The organism is Sodalis praecaptivus, from assembly GCF_000517425.1.
Classification (GTDB): domain Bacteria; phylum Pseudomonadota; class Gammaproteobacteria; order Enterobacterales; family Enterobacteriaceae; genus Sodalis_A; species Sodalis_A praecaptivus.
Genome location: NZ_CP006570.1, coordinates 263,672 through 280,414, shown reverse-complemented (window position 1 = coordinate 280,414; position 16,743 = coordinate 263,672). Strand labels below are relative to the sequence as shown.

At 44.6% G+C, this 16,743-nt stretch carries 16 protein-coding genes, 2 pseudogenes and 1 riboswitch; of the genes and pseudogenes, 9 read left to right on the top strand and 9 right to left on the bottom strand.

All coding sequences use genetic code 11. From position 1 onward, the window contains the following. Window positions 1-16: 16 nt before the first annotated feature. A riboswitch (Fluoride riboswitch) is annotated at window positions 17-83 on the bottom strand. A 415-nt stretch (window positions 84-498) separates the two neighbouring features. After that, window positions 499-972 (bottom strand): MarR family winged helix-turn-helix transcriptional regulator, encoded by a 474-nt coding sequence (locus SANT_RS22140; RefSeq protein ID WP_025424411.1) that lies wholly within the window; start codon window positions 970-972, stop codon window positions 499-501. A gap of 28 nt (window positions 973-1,000) precedes the next feature. On the opposite strand from SANT_RS22140, the gene SANT_RS22135 reads away from it, so the two are divergent. The 7 genes and pseudogenes from SANT_RS22135 to SANT_RS23690 all read left to right on the top strand — a co-directional run. Continuing rightward, a complete protein-coding gene (locus SANT_RS22135) occupies window positions 1,001-2,521 on the top strand; it encodes a uracil-xanthine permease family protein (RefSeq protein WP_237234706.1) in 1,521 nt (506 codons plus the stop codon). Beyond that, window positions 2,518-3,147 carry a cysteine hydrolase family protein gene (locus SANT_RS22130; protein ID WP_420480365.1) on the top strand — a complete coding sequence of 210 codons (630 nt, stop codon included), beginning with the start codon at window positions 2,518-2,520 and terminating at the stop codon, window positions 3,145-3,147. Before SANT_RS22135 ends, SANT_RS22130 begins: the two co-directional genes overlap by 4 nt. Window positions 3,148-3,845: 698 nt before the next feature. Then, window positions 3,846-4,538: an Ail/Lom family outer membrane beta-barrel protein gene (locus SANT_RS23705; RefSeq protein WP_071882093.1), complete on the top strand. Its 693-nt coding sequence runs from the start codon at window positions 3,846-3,848 to the stop codon at window positions 4,536-4,538. 1,026 nt (window positions 4,539-5,564) lie between these two features. Further along, a complete protein-coding gene (locus SANT_RS24565; protein WP_025424407.1) occupies window positions 5,565-5,825 on the top strand; it encodes a hypothetical protein in 261 nt (86 codons plus the stop codon). A 97-nt stretch (window positions 5,826-5,922) separates the two neighbouring features. Beyond that, a complete protein-coding gene (locus tag SANT_RS23695) occupies window positions 5,923-6,090 on the top strand; it encodes a DNA polymerase III subunit theta (protein WP_420480364.1) in 168 nt (55 codons plus the stop codon). Between the two features lie 1,008 nt (window positions 6,091-7,098). Continuing rightward, entirely contained in the window at window positions 7,099-8,076 is a 978-nt protein-coding gene (locus tag SANT_RS22110) for an Rpn family recombination-promoting nuclease/putative transposase (protein ID WP_025424405.1), read from the top strand. Window positions 8,077-8,275: 199 nt separating this feature from the next. Then, a pseudogene (locus SANT_RS23690) lies at window positions 8,276-8,774 on the top strand (transposase); the annotation flags it as partial. A 70-nt stretch (window positions 8,775-8,844) separates the two neighbouring features. Here the strand turns inward: SANT_RS23690 and SANT_RS22100 are convergent. The 3 genes from SANT_RS22100 to SANT_RS24390 all read right to left on the bottom strand — a co-directional run bounded on the left by SANT_RS22100 (window position 8,845) and on the right by SANT_RS24390 (window position 10,896). Further along, complete coding sequence (locus SANT_RS22100; protein WP_025424402.1) at window positions 8,845-9,567, bottom strand: hypothetical protein; 723 nt, start codon at window positions 9,565-9,567, stop codon at window positions 8,845-8,847. 85 nt (window positions 9,568-9,652) lie between these two features. Further along, window positions 9,653-10,384, bottom strand: coding sequence for a hypothetical protein (locus tag SANT_RS24395; RefSeq protein ID WP_148296382.1), 732 nt, complete (start codon window positions 10,382-10,384; stop codon window positions 9,653-9,655). Between the two features lie 248 nt (window positions 10,385-10,632). Continuing rightward, a complete protein-coding gene (locus tag SANT_RS24390; RefSeq protein ID WP_158500182.1) occupies window positions 10,633-10,896 on the bottom strand; it encodes a hypothetical protein in 264 nt (87 codons plus the stop codon). A gap of 121 nt (window positions 10,897-11,017) precedes the next feature. On the opposite strand from SANT_RS24390, the gene SANT_RS24385 reads away from it, so the two are divergent. Both SANT_RS24385 and SANT_RS24765 read left to right on the top strand, forming a co-directional pair. Next, window positions 11,018-11,674 carry a hypothetical protein gene (locus SANT_RS24385; protein WP_148296380.1) on the top strand — a complete coding sequence of 219 codons (657 nt, stop codon included), beginning with the start codon at window positions 11,018-11,020 and terminating at the stop codon, window positions 11,672-11,674. 298 nt (window positions 11,675-11,972) lie between these two features. Then, a pseudogene (locus SANT_RS24765) lies at window positions 11,973-12,188 on the top strand (hypothetical protein); the annotation flags it as partial. Here SANT_RS24765 and SANT_RS22085 read toward each other — a convergent pair. From SANT_RS22085 to SANT_RS22065, 5 genes are all read right to left on the bottom strand, one after another. Next, window positions 12,136-13,098, bottom strand: a complete 963-nt coding sequence (locus tag SANT_RS22085; RefSeq protein ID WP_025424399.1) for an Rpn family recombination-promoting nuclease/putative transposase — start codon at window positions 13,096-13,098, stop codon at window positions 12,136-12,138. The pseudogene SANT_RS24765 and the gene SANT_RS22085 sit on opposite strands and share 53 nt — an antisense overlap. A gap of 125 nt (window positions 13,099-13,223) precedes the next feature. Then, window positions 13,224-13,607, bottom strand: coding sequence for a MerR family transcriptional regulator (locus SANT_RS22080; protein WP_025424398.1), 384 nt, complete (start codon window positions 13,605-13,607; stop codon window positions 13,224-13,226). A 123-nt stretch (window positions 13,608-13,730) separates the two neighbouring features. Then, window positions 13,731-14,171, bottom strand: coding sequence for a carboxymuconolactone decarboxylase family protein (locus SANT_RS22075; RefSeq protein WP_040133609.1), 441 nt, complete (start codon window positions 14,169-14,171; stop codon window positions 13,731-13,733). Between the two features lie 423 nt (window positions 14,172-14,594). Further along, window positions 14,595-14,834: a hypothetical protein gene (locus tag SANT_RS22070; protein ID WP_025424396.1), complete on the bottom strand. Its 240-nt coding sequence runs from the start codon at window positions 14,832-14,834 to the stop codon at window positions 14,595-14,597. An 820-nt stretch (window positions 14,835-15,654) separates the two neighbouring features. Continuing rightward, window positions 15,655-16,470 carry a fimbrial protein gene (locus tag SANT_RS22065; RefSeq protein ID WP_025424395.1) on the bottom strand — a complete coding sequence of 272 codons (816 nt, stop codon included), beginning with the start codon at window positions 16,468-16,470 and terminating at the stop codon, window positions 15,655-15,657. Window positions 16,471-16,743: the final 273 nt, after the last annotated feature.

Genomic DNA, 16,743 nt, shown 5'->3' with positions numbered 1-16,743 from the left:
CTCCTGGATTTCAAGAGTTATGACAGGCGTCATCAGCCCTGAGGGCGGTTAAGGTAAGGTGGAACGCCATCACCTTATGAAATGAGTTTAAGGTGGAAAAAAAAGAGTGCAAGCTAGCACGCAGTGATGACAGCTAAATTTTTAGGCGAAATGATTTGCTGTGTCGGCTTTCAGGCTGTTGTGCATACCGTTTTAAACGAAAACCGGTTACTCCTGAGCATCTTGTTTACCCCATCGCTGCCGAAGGGTAGGGGTTGTTGAATTGCTGACTGTGCATTTTTGCTCGCAGAAACTACCGAGGAAAGTAGTAGGGATGTTCTCCGTGTTTAGTTACAACACCCTAAAGACGTTCACGCAAATAATTATGCATGGCCGAGAGACATTGCCATCCGTAACGAAAGGAAGCTGCTAAGAGCGATGTAAAAATTAATCTGCTAAAAACGATGTAAAAATTTTATGCTGTAACCGGTAACAAACTAATCGTTTTTTGCCGCGGTGCTACTCGAAATACTTCACCGAAACGCGGGTAATGTGATTATTTCCCTCTACCAGCACCTTCATCATGGCGACAAATTGCCGCCGAGCTTCCGGCGGTAACGGGGCGAGCAATTGCAACTGGGCGTCGTGCATCTGTTGCTGGGTTTTCTCCAGTAGGCGCTTACCTTTGAGCGTGATGTTGACCACCTTTCGCCGTCTATCGCTGAAATGGGTATCCCGTGACAATAGCGCGCGTTTCTCCAGCAACTCAATGGTAGCGGCCAGGGTAGTGCGGTCAGCACCCAGCTCTACGGTCAGCGCGGTCTGATCCAGCCCCTGTTGGGTGTTAAGCACGGTGAGCAGCCCGTATTGCAACGGCGTGATTTCCCCGCTCAACACATCATTGAAAATTGCGTGATGAATCTGGTTCAGTCGGCGAATCAGGTACCCTGGTCGCTGCCAGATATTCGCCATATCCAATTCTTCGTCGGTCATCTTCCATCCTGGTGCAAAGACCGCAGGCATGCATGTTGTCGGTGCATGGCTAGCGTTTAGTCTTCTGGATAATTGCAGTATATCAAATATAAATCATCAGATATCATATAAATATCTACTATTCGTCAGTATACGGCATAGTTTTTGCCTGTCAGAGAGGGCCAGCAACATAACAAAAACCATCGCATCTTTGACAGGTAACAGCATGTTCAATACATCAGAAGAAACATTGTCAGTAGGGATTGAAGATAAGCTGCCTCGCACACAGACCCTCATGCTCGCGCTGCAGCATCTTCTCGCCCTTACCGGTATCTGGGTTTTCCCGGTGATTATCGGCTCAGCTTTGAACCTTAACAGCCAGCAGACAGGTATGATGGTGCAAGCCTGCTTTTTTACCACCGGCATTGTCACTATTTTGCAATCCGGCCGGCTGCTGCGGCTGCCGGTGGTTCAAGGTCCTACGGCGGCTTTTATGGTTGCGGTGCTAGGCTCGGCCCATTCGGTGGGGCTGGGGACGACCTTCGGTTCCATGTTCGTCGCGGCGCTTATCTTTGCCGCGCTCTCTTTGCCCCTAAAGCGCCTGGGGGTTGTCGGCCTGCTTATCCGGTTCATTTCCCCGCCCATCGTCTTCGGTTGCCTGCTGGTCATTATAGGTGCACAGCTGGCCAGCATCGGCCCTGGCGGCTGGTTTAGCACGGCAAGCGGCGGCACTGTTGGCACCAGTGCGATGGCAGCGCTGGTGACGGTATTGACCGTTATCGGCTGCATGGTCTTTGGCCGCCTAGAGGTGATAAAACGCGGGGCGTTGCTGTGGGGCATTATCGTTGGCGTGCTGGCGTTTAATATCCTGACGCCCTGGCAATTGCCGAACTTCGCCCATACGCCGTTGGTCTCGCTCCCCGGTTTCTTCGCCTTTGGCTTTGGTGTTTCGTTTCCGGTGGTGTTGTTGATGATGTTAGCGTTTTTGCAGGCTTCCGCCGAAGCCATGGGAATGTATTCGCTGCTGGCTGACTGGGGAGGGCAGACGCTGACAACTCAGCGGGTTAACCAAGGGCTGTTTACCGAATTTGTGGGCTGTGCGATCGGTGCGGCGGCAGGGGGACTTGGCACCACCTCGTATCCGGAAAACGTAGGAATTATTCGTGTCTCACGTGTAGGAAGCCGCTTTGTCACTTTAACCGCAGGAGTAATGGCTCTGGCGCTGGGGATGTTGCCACAGGTGGGGCTGCTGCTCGCCAGCTTGCCCGGCCCAGTGCTCTCTGCCGCGTCATCCATCCTGTTTGGCATTATCGCCATTAGCGGGGTCCAGATGATGGCACGCATTCATTGGGATGAACTGAATCTTGCCGTCGCCGCGCCTGCTTTTATCCTCTCTATGGGAAGCATGTACTTGCCTGCCAATGTGCTGGCGTTACTGCCGGATGCGGCCAAAGGTATTGTCGCACAGCCGATGATGATGGGTGTTATCCTGCTGATTTTATTGAATCTTATTGTCAATGTTTTTATCCGTGAGAGCCGCGTGTTGATGAGAGATGGAGCAGTAAAATGATGAAGAAAGTGACCTGGGAGATTAATCGTAAACGTACGGCGCTGATTGTAGTGGATATGCAGAGGGTTTTTTGCGTTGAGGGTGAAGGGCTGTACGTCCCGACTACGGCCAACATTATCGATAATATTGCCAGTTTGAGCGCGCTGATGCGCCAGCACGCTATGCCGGTCATATACTTACGCCATGTGGTACGTGGTGACGGCAGCGATACCGGTCGGATGCGGGATCTCTATCCGAACGTGAATGAACTATTGGGGCGTGATAATCCCTCAGTTGAAATAATCGACGCACTTTATCCGCAACCGGGCGATATCGTGGTCGATAAGCTTTTCTACAGCGGGTTTCACAATACGGATTTGGACGCTATTTTGCGGATGAAAGATATCGATACCCTAATAGTGTGCGGTACGGTAACCAATGTTTGTTGCGAAACTACCCTCCGTGACGGCGTACATCGGGAATACAAAATGATTGCGTTGAGTGATGCTAATGCCGCCATGCCTTATCCGGATATGGGGTTTGGCGCAGTCAGCGCTGCGGACGTACAGCGTATTTCGTTAAGTGCGATGGCCTATGAATTTGCCGAAGTCACCACGACGGCGGATATCATGAGCCGTATTGAGTAATCCTATTCATCGGGACGCAGGCACAAGGCGCGTGGCTGTGACAAATAAGCGATGGTAGCATCTTACGTCACGATTGAGCTTTAGGGGTGGCTAAGGCTCAATAGAGCGTAAACTTGCGCTAACGAGCAGGGCGGCAACTGTGTTAATTCGTGATAGAAAGCAGACCCTCATCGGCGACTAACGTGTTAAATCGCCACGGATTTAACATACATCTCATAATCATTTATGGACTGCCCTTATGTCAGTAAATGATCCTGCCGTATATTGGAGTGTCCCAATGAGTGCCGACCACTTCGATATGTGTAGAAATAAAAGTGTATGCGGGTAAATCCCTTAGTTTAGAAAATTTTTTTGTATTCATTAGAATTCAGAAATCATATTCGGCAAATAGAAGTAAATCGAATTGATAGTAGATATGAAATAAATATTTGCAAATCTATGATACTTTGGTAATTTATATATGTTCACAATAACCTAATAAATAATATTTAAAATAATAATTTTATTAGTAATCTCTGCCAATTTCTTAATTTACAATATGACAAAAGTGTGCGACGACGTTAATATAATACTTGCCCTTTCAATTAAGTTAGCGCTGTTTATTCAATATTTAAAATAAATATGTATTATTTGCGCGCAAGTCAGTCATAACTATCTGTCATCTTAATAAACTTAACGAAGTAATTGGAATATAACTAATGAATGATAAAGTTAAACTACCTTTCCTATGCGCCGTTCTACTATTTCCTTTATTCGCTTCTGCGGAGAATCATAGCATATCTGTTGGTTATATGTGGAGTAACATCGGCTTAGGGAGTGGTAATGAACCCAATGGGAATGAACAAGACATCATTGAGCGTAATTTGCCTAAGTTAAACGGATTCAATATCAAATATCGGTATGAATGGGATTCTCCCCTTAGCCTGATTGGTTCGCTTAGTTATAGTACGGGTTCTTCATCTATACCGATTAATGGGCAGGTTAATCATTTAGAAACAGGGCCTTCAAATCCACACAAAATAAATGTAGATTATTCTGTCAAGAAGTTTTCACTTTTAACAGGGCCGGCTTATCGAGTGAATGATTATATATCCTTCTATGGCTTGGCGGGAATTAGCCATTATAAAGGTGATATTGATATTAAATCATCAATAAGCGCTGGAAATAGTTCCTTGGATAAGAACGTAAACCTCAACCAAAGCGGCACTGGGCTCGCATATTCAGTGGGGGTGCAAATCAATCCGATGCCGAATCTTGTTGTTGATTTGAGTTATGAGGGTAGCCGTAATAAAATTGAAACTAAAGGCGAGGTTCCTATCTTTGGTGATGTTAAACAATCAAACGCCGGAAATACTAATGGTTTTGTTGTAGGCATCGGCTACCGTTTTTGATGACGTATGATCAGTATAGCTATCTAAATTAATAGCAATAGTCAATGATTCCGGCGACTCTTTACTTAGGAATTCATTATATTCGCTAGTAAGAGAGCAAATTCAATGACTCAAGATGAAAGCGTGAAAGGCTAAGAAATGCATACCATGAATGATGGTTGGGATCATTTTAATTATACATGCATGGTTCATAATATTCAATAAAATTACTTTTATTGATATCATTATTGGAAATTTTACGTTTTCATCATTATTGTCAGTTGTCTGTTTTTGCTAAAGCAGGAGCGTATTTCCCAAAAAAAGTAAGGCGGCGATGATATGAAGATATAAGTATAGCATCATAGGATAACATCTCGGTCTGGCCAGAATCGAAATATTATAATAAAACCAACTTAGTAAAGGAAGAATTCCAATATTTACTCATCAGCTGTTGTCACACGCGGCTCTGCATTTTTAGTAATATGAGAATTCTAAACATTAGAGTATCGCTAGTTACAATCTATATAAGAACTAGTTTGGAAAAAAACCGCCTGGATGATAATGCTGCAGCCTAGGACGCCCATCACAAGGCCGCTTAGTGTTATAAAAACACCATTATAGTATTTTGCAAGAGGGCAAATAGCTCATGAGAGAAAACCTTTTCAGCATCTTCTTGATACTATAATGAACTAGATGTTTTTTTCTGCCATACCTTTTTGGAAATGATTTTCACAATGCTGAAATGTAGGTTTCTGCACTTGCCGAACGAATCATCCTCTACAACAGCGGATGCTGGCGCTTCAAGCGTCTGACGGGAGGAGGGGGCACATGATGCCAGAAGGTGTCCGCTTGATAGTTGTCAATAATGAAAAGGGTTTAAGTAAAGGGTGTGCGCGAATGACGCGAACATTATCCTGACGGCATTAGCGATTAATCGCCGTTTCTGGGCTCATCATGCATGCGGCAATACCATGCTGACGTGCTAATTTACGTTACATGATATTCAGCTAAGGCAGTTTATCGGTACGCATACAAAATGTGACGCGATTGGCGCTGCGCCGGATTGATTTCATCCCGGAGCGGCAGGTCTGCCTTGTTTCTGGCGTCGTTAGTGAGAAAGTGAGTATTTCTCTCTTCTGCACGCTCACCCAGGGCAGGCTGCGCCTGCCGGTGAGGCGAGTCGCCGCGCCGATGGCTCTGTATCTCGTGTTAAGCTTTATTTATTGCCACCGGGGCAGGCTGTTATATGCGGTTATTCTCTATTTTATCATTATTGGAGTTTATGATGTTAACGTGGGATATCGTTGAATTGTCGAGCGAATAACAAGAGCAGGTGGCTGTCGACCTGGCGGCGGTCGGCGTCGCCTATAAAGAGCGGACGATGCTGCCGGTATTGGCGTAAGCCGTGGCAAGGCAACAGCCTGAGCATTTCAGGGCCTATTTTGCGGCGCGTTTGGCTCATTATCGGCAGCGAAGTCAGCAGCTGCCCGATGCAAATGATGCACGTTACACGGAATTGGAAGAATCAGGTAAAAAGGGTAATGTGATGCCCCATTTGGTAAATGTATTTTAATTATTTTTGCGAGGTTGTCCGCTGAGGTCTGTCGTTTCATTTCTCGCAGGGCCACCAGACGAGCTGGTCGACTCTGGTTTGTACCCACCACGCTGTCTCTCCCCAACGGGTGCTCGCCCCCTGACGCGAGGCTAGTTTAAATATAAACCTGATAAGGCGTTGTCTGGCTGTCTTCTGGTTAGACCCGCGTAAGGGATTAAACAGGCAGATTATATTTGCGGATGAGTCGATGATGTATTTCCTTAAATTAATTTATTGTATTACTTCTGGGTGTGAGTGGACTTTTTCAATATTTTATATTATTTTTTTTAAAACAATCAAAGTGATTGAATTTAGTTTTCGCATGAAGCATTCAGTTTCACAACCATTCGCATTTAAACTAATAAAGTAGGAGTCTGTTAAGTTGATAAGCAAACTATATTTTGATTGTTTCAAGGGTTTCAGGTATGGTACGTTGGGACGGATAAAGTACTTTTCCTATAGTGTGCTTGTTCTGATCATACACTTATATTTAGCAAATTATCTCTCCAAGATCGTTGAAGATTTCTCGTTAATAGGCAACGTTAAGTTTGTTATTATCTCTATTGCAATACTTTTCTGTATTTATGTCACTATTCTTCTTACTGTAAAAAGAATGAGGGACTTGGAGATAAGATACCCAATAGCTATAGCTATAACGACTTTTTTTCTAAATATTCTATTCTTTGATATATGTAAAAATGACCTGTCAAACGACGCGCCTGATGGCATGGATTTATTGGTCGGACTCATTCGTGGAATTCTATTAATCTTTGCTCTTTACGTTATTTTCGGGAAAAAGGTCAACCTCAATCTAGCTTAGGACAGTTCGAGGTCAAAAATAGGGGTGAGTTAATCATAATCTAAGCAATTAAAGTAAATAATTGATTGATTTAGAATATGAAGGTTCCACGTCGTTTTGTTGTCGGCAGAAGTTACGCTTGATTTATGATAGAGTCTGTCCGTTCCAGCAACGCAGCGACGACGCATATGAAGAAAAAAAACAGTACGCCTACCCCACATGACTCCACGTTCAGGCAGTTTCTGACCCAACCGGCCATTGCCCGTGACTTTATGGAAATCCATTTGCCCGCAGAACTGAGGGCTATATGTGACCTGAACACGCTTAAGCTAGAATCTGGGAGTTTTGTCGAGGAAGATCTACGTCAGTATTTCAGCGACGTGCTGTACAGTTTGAAGACCACCGCCGGTGATGCCTACGTCCATGTGCTTATTGAGCATCAGTCGACACCGGATAAACACATGGCGTTCAGGTTGCTACGCTATGCGGTGGCGGCGATGCAACGTCATCTGGAAGCGGGGAACAAAACGCTACCGTTGGTTATCCCGATACTGTTTTATACTGGCCGGCGCAGCCCGTATCCCTATTCCACCAACTGGCTGCGGGAGTTTGACGACCCTGACCTGGCTGGTAAACTCTATAGCGGCGATTTTCCGCTGGTTGACGTGACGGTCATCCCAGATGATGAAATAATGACTCACCGGAGCATGGCGGCGCTGACTCTGCTGCAGAAGCATATTCACCAGCGCGATTTGGCGGAGCTGACCGACAAACTGGCGACGTTGCTGATGGAAGACTGGCTGGCTTCGCCCCAGGTGATTTCGCTGGTATACTATCTATTGCAGGCCGGCGAATCCTCCGATGCCGAAGCCTTTGTACGCGACCTGGCACAGCGAGTGCCGCAACACGGGGATCAACTGATGACCATCGCACAACAGCTCGAACAGAAAGGGCTCGAGAAAGGGCTTGAGAAAGGGCTTGAGAAAGGGCGGGCTGAGGGTATCCAACTTGGTGAACAACGTGGTGAACAACGCGGTATTGAGAAAGGTGAGCGTGAAGCTACCTTAAAAATTGCCCGTACTATGATACAGCGCGGCATTGATCGCGCGACAGTCATGGAAATGACAGGTTTGTCCGACAATGACCTGCAACAACTGCGTCATTGAACCATGCTTCCTCAGCATCGAAATTTGGCACGCATCGAGCAACTGTATTTTATGCCGAATGCCGGTCAGCGCTCACGCGGCGCAGACCGGCAGTTCGTGTTCCGCTAACCTCATTCTAATTGTAGTGAATGGCTGTTAAGTCTATTCACCGTTATCATAAAAATTATACCTACGGTGGTCCTGCACCGCCGCCCGCGCAGATTATCCGGTCTTTTATTAAGATGAAGTGGATATTTACCTCAATCCAAAAATCGATGCAGACTGGCAACAGCGCGGGCAGCAAATACGCTGGTAGCACGGGGCAAAATGAAAAATATCATCTGGCAGGAGCGCTGCACAACGGAACGGGCAAAGTCAGTTACGCTGGCGGCAACAGCAAAAATTCGGTGCTGTTTATCAACCTGCTGTAGCTACTGGAGGCGGGTTATCGCCGGACAAAAACGAACATGCTGATTGTCGATAACGACATCATCCACAAAAGCCGCGAAACTCAGCGCTGGCTGAAATCAAACCCGAAGTTCAGGGCCATTTATCAGCCTGTTTACTCACCGTCGGTGACCCAGGGTGAGCGGTTATGGCAGGCGCTGCCCTACATTGTAACCCGTGACTACCATTGCCGTTCAATGTGGCAGTTGCTGAGCAGGGTTCCTCGTTTTATGGAAGCCGTCAGTTCGTTCCCTGGCCTTATAAAAGTGTAGCGGTATTAGGCGCGGCTATAAACAGTGATGCTTGAGACTCTTTAAGTTAGTCTTTCTTTTACAGCAGTATTCAGAGGAAATAGGGATGTTCAAGCCGATCAGGCTGCCATAGTATACCGCCCTCAAGGCCGTCAATAGCACGGGTTTTCACTATTCCATATTTATTACAAAGATCTGTAAGAGGTTTTCCTTCAGAAAGTTCTTTTCTCATTGGCCCTGCATTTATAGCTATTATTTCCAAAAATCGACGAGCGCTTGATTTTATCACCAGATCTTTACAAACACTGTCACAGGATTCTCCATCTTTAACTCTTTTTTTTCCAGGGCCGAAGATTGAATAAACTTCCAACCTTTTACCATCATCACGGCTTAAGCCATGATCATTTGCGACCTTATCACAGGGTTGACCGTGCTCAACTCGGATAATAGCTATTTGTGATGCCATTACGGGATTATTTTCAACAGTTACCTTAATAAGCTTATTATAGAGTTGTTTTTTGATTTTCTTTCTTACAGCTGGAGCCAAGGCATTTTTATCCTCAAAGAAGGATACGACAGCGTTCACATTTACGTTATCAGATGATTGTAGTTTATTGAATATGATTGTAGATATTACTTTGGCCGACATTGACTGCAATGATAGTTTATTGCTATCCGTCATTATATTTCTCACCGTAATTATTTCTCTTATAATGTCATTATTATTACAACATTCGCCAGTTGTCGGAAGGGTGACGCAGCCATTGCTCTTACCTAAGAAAAAAGGATGAATGGGTATGATCATTTTTTTCATGCCTATTTTTATTTATCTTTGATATGCTCCCCGCTTTAAAAGACAAGGAGAATGTTAGTCTTTTTGGAAAAACATGAGAAAAACGTCACGTACGGGGATGCCCATTTTCAATTGCAATTGCTATGAGTTTTAGAATAATATCTTTTTCTCGTATTCCTTGTTCTTCTGCAAGGACTTGAAAGCTTTCGCCGTTTTTAATGCGCTCTCTAAATTTTCCGCAAATTGCTGCCATTTCAAGTGTTTCTCGTTCTTTTTTGGTGATGTTGCTCAAATTGTATTCCGTCATGATGTCATTAATATTTTTTCCATCGCTAGCCATTTTCAATAATGTTTTGTTTTTAGACATCAGCATTGATGCTTTCTTATAAAGACTATGCTCGTTAATTACTCGTTCATTTCTATCGTTACGTTTGTAATAGTCCGAATAAAATCCGTGACCCTCCATCATAGTAGAAATATGCCATGGATGTTTTCCTTCAGCAGAGCAAAAGGCTAGATATTTTGCAAAATCTAAACTTTCTTCTTTTTTAAACTCTATCAACGCGAGGCATAGAGCATCAATTAATTCTTTTTCTACTTTTTCATTTAAAGAGAGAGATTCTGTTAAGTTTCTTACTTCTGTTATCTTTGAGAAGATGTCATTATTTGATAAAGATTCTGAAGAAAATGAAGTAAGTGATGGAACAGTGTTTCTTACATTGATTGGTTTTATTAATATGTCGCTATCCATAACCTTTCTAATAAAACCATCATTTTTTCTTATGAAACCATCAATGTCTATATTATTATTTAATTGCTGCATACGGCATTCAATCATAGCTGATATTACTCCTAAGAAATTTTTTTATTTTTATAGCGCCTAATTTATAGCATTGTCAATTTAAAATTTTCAATATCTAGGGCTTGTCATCAAATGCTTGGGTAAGCGTGTATGATTGCCTACTTTAGCCCAGTTAATCATCCCAGATAAAATAGAGGTTGTACTTTAAAAGTTTAGGTCTCTATAACAATGACTAAACGATACGCAAGCGCAGTGCGCTGTCATCGGCAGCAACTGAACGATATCTAAACTAACTGCTGCTGAGCCGTAGCGCAAAACAGGATTGTCTTTCGGTGGCGCCATATCGGGCTTGTAAATCCCTGACCCATTCGCGCAGGCGTACCAGCGTCAGCTCTTTTTGCCAGCACGTCCGGCAGCATCGCCTTGTCGAGGCTGAGATCGGCAACCAGCCTTTTCAGTTGCAGATTCTCCATTTTTTTTCGCCGCTTGAGGAGGTGAAAGCGCCGGATGAGGAAAACGATTGGTGAACTTTTCATTTTAAAATTCAAATTTATCCTAATTTTATTATATGTCATGCAACTAAATTCTGAATCGTAGTTTATTGATGATTTAAAAAACCATTGAATAAAAATATTAACTTCAGGTATAACAGAGGTAGAAAAAGAAGTATTGATTAACAAAGAAACCATTACTCTTGAGGTATATATGAGCGGAATAACAACATCGGCATCTACACTAAATTCAAATGTTTACACAACAAGTAGATGCGATAAAAAAGACACAAAACTTTCAACTTCGACTCCTTTAAAATTCTCTGGCCCCTTTTCTGGTGTTAAAAACACACCAACTCAACAATCATCAAATCCATCTACATCTTCTTCCAGTCTGCAATCTAACAGCAAAGAAAAGACTAAAAAATATTCAAGTTTAAATGAAGCCATGAGAAAAGATAAAGGCGTAAAAACAGAAAGAAAAGGTCATATCACTACTACAACAATACCTGGTGGATTTGCAATAGCACACAGTAAAAATTCAAAATCATCTGTCTTATTTTCAAAAGAGAAAAGCATACCAAGTCAATATCTATCTAGTAAATTAACAGTAAAGTCAACAACAGAACCCTACACCGTTTCATTTAGTGGACCCTCTGGTAGCAAAGAAAAGGCTAGGGGATATACAAGTCTTAAAGAGGCAGCTAAAAAAGAAGAAGGCGTGAAGATTGAAAAGAAGGGAGGGAAGACAAAAGTGACAATATCTGGAGCTTCTGGATTCCACTTAGGAACAACAACAACACATAAGTTCACACCAAACGAAAAAACAAGATAATGAATCGATTTGGCCTGCTGAATTCAAGAAACCTTATTGAAATGATTAATTAGGTCAAAAGTCTACTATTTTGGTTAGATTTAACGTAACGCCAGACAGGGATGCCATCAAACAGTGTTGAACAAGTAATAAGTTATAATATATCTTTGTTACTATATCTTTCTTGATGTTTTTTTAAAAAACCAATCTTGTTTAGTTACTCAACAGCACTCTCTTGCCGAAATGCATTAAACGTAAAGGCGATGGCCATTATCTTTAAGGAAAAGGCATTGGGATAGGCATTCGGAGATGAAAGTAGAACCAAGGTAGACCGACAAATCCGCTGATGGCTCGCTGGAAGGGCAATGTGACAGGTGTAATGAAGCTGTTTAATCGTTGCGGCTGGCAGGTAAATGATGAGTGTGATGCCTCCCCGCCCCGGCAGTATTCGCTGATGCCCGGGCAGGGTGGTCAGGAAAGGATTAGTGCCGGATCTGCGCCAGGTCGTTTTCAGTCAGACCGGTCATTTTCATGACCGTGTTGCGGTCAAGACCGTTCTGCAGCATGGTGCGGGCAACTTCAAGTTTTCCTTCATTTCGACCTTCCTGCCGACCTTCCTGCCGACCTTCCTGCCGACCAAGCTGGATACCCTTCTCGATGCCCTTTTGTTCAAGCTGTTGTGCGATGGTCATCAGTTCATCCTCATGTTGTGGCACACGCTGTGCCAGTTCACGTACAAAGGCCTCTGCGTCTGAAGATTCGCCTGCCTGTACGAGGTAGTTTATCAGTGAAGTCAGTTGTTGTCCCGTCATGTGTTCTGTCAGCAGCAGGGTGGCGAGATTGTCCATTAGATCGGCCAAATCCCTGCGGTGAATATGTTTCTGCAGCAGCGTTAGTGCTGCCATGCTGCGGTGCTCCATGATCTCTTCGTCAGGTATCACCGTAACATCGACCAGAGGGAAATTACCGTTGTAGAGCTTTCCGGCCAATACGGGATCGTTGAATTCGTCCAGCCAGCGGGTCGAATAGGGGTAGGGACTGCGCTTTCCCGTATAGAACAACACGGGTATGACCAGGGGCAACTTTTTATGTCCTGCGTCCAGGTGACGTTGCATGGCGGCAACCGCGTAACGAAGAAGTCGGAAAGCCATGTGTTTGTCAGGTGTGGACTGGTGCTCGATGAGTACGTGGATATATCCCTCATCACCGGTTGTGGTTCTCAGACTGTAGAGCACGTCGCTGAAATAGGGGCGTAGGCTATCCTCGACAAAGCTCCCTGATTCCAGTTTGAGGGTACTGAAGTCGCAAACAACCTGCAGTTCAGCCGGCAGATGCAACTGCATGAAATCCCTTGCGGTATCGGGATGCGTCAGAAACTGTTTAAATGCCAGGTCATGTGGGGTCGGTGTGCCATTCGCTCCGCCCTTTGCTTTTCTGTCAGCCATGCCTTTCTCCATGTCCTTATTTTTATCCGGATTGTACCGGATCGCCAGCCTGTCAGCCCGGCGTTTATGGCATCTGGCCACTGATATTTAATGATATCCGGATAAATTTCGTCAATCTTTACGTATCAATTTCCGGTTGAGGGTGACCGTTCCAGTTGATGGTAGTGCTCTATCTTCTCCTGTAATGCGCTGGCAGCCAGGCGCATCTTTTCAATCTCTGAAAGAACACCTACCAGATGTTCTTCCAGCATCTGGCGCCGGTCCGGTACCGTACAGTCACCCGCGCCCCGTAGCTTGGCAAAAACCAGCATTTTATGGATGGGCATTTTCGTCGTTCTGAGACGCAGCAAAAACGCTATCCAGGCCAGGTCTGCCGCTGAATAACGCCGTTGCCCTCCTGATGCACGGGAGACAGGCGCGATTAACCCAATTCGTTCGTAATAGCGAAGGGTGTAAGCTGTCAGACCCGTGCGGCAGGAGACTTCCTCAATAGTCAGATTGGATTCCATAGAGTAATCCTGGAACGGTGTATATTATCGGTCAGTCACTTTATGCCCGAATGAATTGCCGGGCAAGAAACGCGGCGTCACGGATTTATCCCCGCATCAGACCGATACGAGGATAAACCGGTCTCATGAATGGTTTTTTTCCAACGCTGTGGCCGGCATTTTTATATCGCGTTTTTCAAAAACCTCTCTGGCTGCGCTGATGCCGTTCAGGGCGCTTGGAAAGCCGGAGTAAACCGCCATCTGAGAAATTATTGCCACGATTTCGGCAGGTCCGCAGCCGACGTTCAGAGCCCCTTCTATATGCACTTTAAGTTGAGGCTGTGCGTTGCCGAGTGCAGTGAGTCCGGAGATAGTGGCAAGTTCCCGGGTGCAGAGTGAAACCTGAGTATCAGAGAAAACATCTCCGTAGGCGAAATCAATAATCCAGTTCCCCAGTTCTGGAGAAATATCTTTTAGGGAATCAATAACCTTCTTTCCTGTCGGTCCGGTTATTTTTTCAAGCGTTTCTTCACCCCGCGCACGTCTTTCATCAGCCTCAACCGCATACGAAGAAGCAGCGGCCATGGCTCCCACCAGTAAAACACCGGGAGAGATCAACGACTTTATCATTTTCATTACACGTCTCCTGTTAATTCCCGTTCATTTGTCTGAGGCAGACATAGTTAAGCCTCACAAACAGGCTACTTGTTTGAGTGCGCTCTAAGTCAAGAGGAGACCGGGACATATTTAGGGATAACCAGAAGGCCGCGAACAGTGCATTAAGCCACTCCTCGAAGCTGTAACCCTTTGTGATGGTATATCCGGCTATAACAGGTTCAGGGTTATCCACAGAAACGGTGCAAAACCCTGTGAGTTGATGTCTGGTATATCACCGCCTACTGCTACATTTATGAATTGGCCTGTCTACAATGTAGCCAATGTTGCAGATCTTGAGCATTATACTTACGTTCAACCTGAGATCGCCAAAATCCCACTTAAATTAAGAGGCTATTTATAAAAGGTTTTTTTACTGTCTATTAACTGTAGATGCTGTAATGTATCATTAATTGCATTCAGTAAACCTAACTCTCTTTTATCTAGGTCTCCGTTCAATGCGCTACGTAACGCAATGAAAAAATCAACTTTCCCTGATGATACCTCGTCTAACTTATTGCCTTTATCGATAATTCTTTGCGCTGCAGTATTAATCTGTCTTTCTATAAATTCTTTCAATGTTTCATTTGTCATATGTTAGTCTCCGAGTTAGTTGTAAACCTAAAGCACTGCAAATTTAGCATAGAAAAATGTAGATAACCATCAGCACAGGTTTTGGATATTAAAATGAATTACCCTACATTGTACATATATTAAGACATTCCAGCAGTGTATTCCTGCCATATGTCCGTAGTTGCCTTTTCAAAACGAACTAAACCATTACTTATTTGTAACTTAATAAGGTTGTGTTACAGCTACTATTATTGGAGGAAATTTTTAAGGCCAAGGGCTGATCGCATGTAATACAGAGTTTTCACTCCTTAGTCCATGACTATTTAACATAATGCACATTATGCGTACTGAAGCTGAAGGTCCAAAGTAGATACTAGCATGTTGTAATGAGATAAAGATGTCACTTAAATACGGCGCGTACCCTCTTTTTCTCGAAGATCTTTGCCAATGCTGGTAACCATGCCGAACAAAGCGCTGCACCGCATTCCCGTCATTCACGCAGTCATCAATAATTCTCTTCGCCTTCGTGATGCGGCCTTGCAGCTTGCACTTAGCGAGCCCTCAGGTTAAGCGGCTATTGAACCGCTATCGCAAGTCTGGTGCCGCCGGTCTCGCTGACGCACCCCGCGGCACTACGGCTACCCATCGTATTGATGAGCTCTGCATCATCCCATATTAATGCTGCTACGTGAAAATTTATGCACATCATCATTGAAGAGTATAAAGCAACAAGCGTAAGGGAAGCCGGGATTTATAGTATTTCAGCCGCTGGTCAAGGCGTAGAGGCTTAGCGGAGAAACACTATACTTCTGTGAGACCGCCACCTTCCGTACCGTTTACCTTATTCTATCGTGATAGTGAGTGTCAGAGGAACGGAATATGCCCCAGGAGCAATTTTATCAATGACTTCCGGCGTAACACCTAATGTAATACTCGACTCGTTAGCATCAGGTATGTAAATATCACCGCCAGAAACAGACATATCGATCTTATTCCCATCATTATCTAGACAAAATAGCATACCTGCACTCGTTGCCGGACAACCGTTCGCTATAATGGGCGTTGTCAGCGCTATTTTTGCCGTTCCGCCGCCGCAATTAGAATTAACAGTGAACGTTTTTCTAAAATCATTCGCGGCGCGGCCTGGGCGCAAATCACTTGCGGGGATACTGCCTAAGTTCACCTCGGAGGGTACACTAATGGTACATGCTTGTTTAGCTGGGAAGGTGCCATTAATATACACATATTCCAGATAAGTAGGTTCGGACCCCTCGGCTAACATTGCAAGAATGTAATTATTTAATTCAATAGGTTGGCCGCTATTGTTCACAAGGGTAAAACGACACCCGTTCACACGGGTAACGGAGCCTATCTGTTCAGGAGATTTAGTCCCCAGGTTCCATGCATCGGCAATATTGCCCATTGCTGGCGTCGTATCACACTGAGCCGAAAAACTCACGCCGGGTATAGGTACTATTGGTAACGTGTCACCACCTGCAGTAAAAAGGTAAAATTGAAATTCTTTTTCGGCAGAAAAACTAAAGGGCACCACCGCGTCTATGCGGCTGTCGATTGGCGTGATAATGAACGCGCTTACCCATCCTGAATAGCCTGCAAGGAAGCCAACAATAAAAATTAACCAAACCTTAATTTTCATGATAATCCTCAGATTGCCCACAGCAAGGCAAAAGTCTTAATTATGCCGTCATGGTGGTAACACGAGTTCCCAACAACTACCCCCGGTTGTGGAAACACCCAGAGTCAAACGGCTGCATCAAGGGATAATAGCGCTCCGCATAGGTGCGAAGATTGTGATGTCGGCGATAACTGTATTGAATGCTTGGTTTTTGCCTAACACGGTGCCGCCGTAGATAGCCACCAATAAGTTTCTACGGCACGTTAACGTTGATGATGAAACGGCAGGTCCCGG

What these genes read in the sequence shown, in the direction of transcription:
- SANT_RS22100 (WP_025424402.1), bottom strand. Translation starts at nt 9,567, where the DNA reads ATGAAAAAAATGATCATACCCATTCATCCTTTTTTCTTAGGTAAGAGC.
- SANT_RS22080 (WP_025424398.1), bottom strand. Translation starts at nt 13,607, where the DNA reads ATGGAATCCAATCTGACTATTGAGGAAGTCTCCTGCCGCACGGGTCTG.
- SANT_RS22130 (WP_420480365.1), top strand. Translation starts at nt 2,518, where the DNA reads ATGATGAAGAAAGTGACCTGGGAGATTAATCGTAAACGTACGGCGCTG.
- SANT_RS22085 (WP_025424399.1), bottom strand. Translation starts at nt 13,098, where the DNA reads ATGGCTGACAGAAAAGCAAAGGGCGGAGCGAATGGCACACCGACCCCA.
- SANT_RS22135 (WP_237234706.1), top strand. Translation starts at nt 1,001, where the DNA reads ATGCATGTTGTCGGTGCATGGCTAGCGTTTAGTCTTCTGGATAATTGC.
- SANT_RS22110 (WP_025424405.1), top strand. Translation starts at nt 7,099, where the DNA reads ATGAAGAAAAAAAACAGTACGCCTACCCCACATGACTCCACGTTCAGG.
- SANT_RS22075 (WP_040133609.1), bottom strand. Translation starts at nt 14,171, where the DNA reads ATGGCCGCTGCTTCTTCGTATGCGGTTGAGGCTGATGAAAGACGTGCG.
- SANT_RS23705 (WP_071882093.1), top strand. Translation starts at nt 3,846, where the DNA reads ATGAATGATAAAGTTAAACTACCTTTCCTATGCGCCGTTCTACTATTT.
- SANT_RS24395 (WP_148296382.1), bottom strand. Translation starts at nt 10,384, where the DNA reads ATGATTGAATGCCGTATGCAGCAATTAAATAATAATATAGACATTGAT.
- SANT_RS22065 (WP_025424395.1), bottom strand. Translation starts at nt 16,470, where the DNA reads ATGAAAATTAAGGTTTGGTTAATTTTTATTGTTGGCTTCCTTGCAGGC.
- SANT_RS22070 (WP_025424396.1), bottom strand. Translation starts at nt 14,834, where the DNA reads ATGACAAATGAAACATTGAAAGAATTTATAGAAAGACAGATTAATACT.
- SANT_RS22140 (WP_025424411.1), bottom strand. Translation starts at nt 972, where the DNA reads ATGACCGACGAAGAATTGGATATGGCGAATATCTGGCAGCGACCAGGG.